Annotated in this window: 1 protein-coding gene; it reads left to right on the plus strand. The window is 75.6% G+C overall.

Annotated elements, in window-relative coordinates; translation table 11 throughout:
- On the plus strand, positions 1-1,408 hold a 1,408-nt coding region (locus tag FOE67_RS25375), incomplete at its 5' end, for a PH domain-containing protein (RefSeq protein WP_323385501.1).
- Between the last annotated feature and the right edge of the window lie 148 nt (positions 1,409-1,556).

Below are 1,556 nucleotides of genomic sequence, written 5' to 3' on the forward strand. Positions count from 1 at the left end.
CCCACCCCACCCGGTATCCACCGAAGCGGCCCGGGCATCCGGTCCGGACCTCCCCCTCGCCTCCGCCGCCGAGGTCGAGCCGCATCCCACCGAACCCGGCGGCATCCCGCCCGGCCTGGGCAAACGCCTGCACCCCGTCACGCCCTGGCGGCGCGCCTGGGCCCCGCTGGCGGGCCTGGGCGCCCTCCTCCTCCAGGACCCCGAACGGATGCGGGCCGCCGCCGAACTCGGCATCGCCTGGGTCCTGGTCATCCTGGGCACCGTGCTGGCGCTGGCCGCCCTCTACGGCTGGCTGTCCTGGCGCGTCACGCGCTACCTCGTCACCGACACCGAGCTGCGCATCCGCATGGGCCTGCTCTTCCGGCGCAGCGCCCACCTGCGGCTGGACCGCATCCAGTCCATCGACGTCACCCGCCCCCTGCTGGCCCGCGCCCTCGGCGTGGCGAAGCTGAAGATGGACGTCGTCGGCTCCGGCGCCAACGACGAGTTGGCCTTCGTCGGCGAGGCCGAGGCCCGCGCCCTGCGCGCCGAACTGCTGGCCCGCGCCGCCGGCATCTCCCCCGAGGCGGCCCCGGAGGCCGGCGAGGCCCCCGCCACCGAGCTGTACCGGGTGGACGGCCGCACCCTGGCCACGGCCCTCGCCCTCCTGGGCACGGGCTGGGGCATGCTGCTGCCGCTCGCGTTCGTCATCCCCTTCATGTGGTGGGGCACCACCAGCGTCTTCATCACCGTCATGGTCGCCGTGCCGATCCTGGCGACCATATGGCGCAGCACCGTCGGCGCCTTCCTCACCCAGTACGGCTGGACCGTGGCCGAGTCCGCCGACGGCCTGCGGCTGGACCACGGCCTGCTCCAACGCGACCACGCCACCGTGCCGCCGGGCCGGGTGCAGTCGGTGCGCATCGTGGAACCCCTGCTGTGGCGGCGACGCGGCTGGGCCCGGGTGGAACTGGAGGTCGCCGGCGGCGGACACGAGGCCGGACTGCTGGTGCCGGTCGCCGACCGGGCCATGTGCGCGGCGCTGATCGGCCGCATCCTGCCGCAGGTGGACATCGACGCCGCGATCGCCTCGGTGCGTCCGTCCCCCGAGCGCGCCCGGTGGGCCGTCCCGATCTGGCGCAAGGGCTACGGCCACGGCGTGACCGACACCGTCTTCGTCGCCCGGCGGGGTCGGCTCAGCCGCACCCACACGCTGGTGCCGCACGCCAAGGTGCAGAGCGCCCGGATCACGCAGGGGCCCTGGATGCACCGCCTGCGCCTGACCGACATCCACGTGGAGCACGGCGCGAACGGCACCGTCGTCGCGCGGCTGCAGGACTCCGACCGGGCCCTCGCCGAACTGGCCGCGCAGGCGGACCGCTCCCGGCTCGGCCGGCGTACCGCCCGCCCCGAGCGCTGGCTGACCTGAGCACCGCGCCCGGGTGATCCCGGGGGCCGGGGGCGCGTCCCCCTCCGGGTCGTCGGGATCACCCCGGGGCGGTCTTCCGCCCGGCGCCCGCCCCGGGACAGGATCGTGCCCATGCATCCGGAGAATCCCGCCCCCACCGACACCTGTC

Origin of the sequence: Streptomyces calidiresistens (genome assembly GCF_014141525.1) — a bacterium.
In the GTDB taxonomy this organism is placed as follows: domain Bacteria; phylum Actinomycetota; class Actinomycetes; order Streptomycetales; family Streptomycetaceae; genus Streptomyces; species Streptomyces calidiresistens.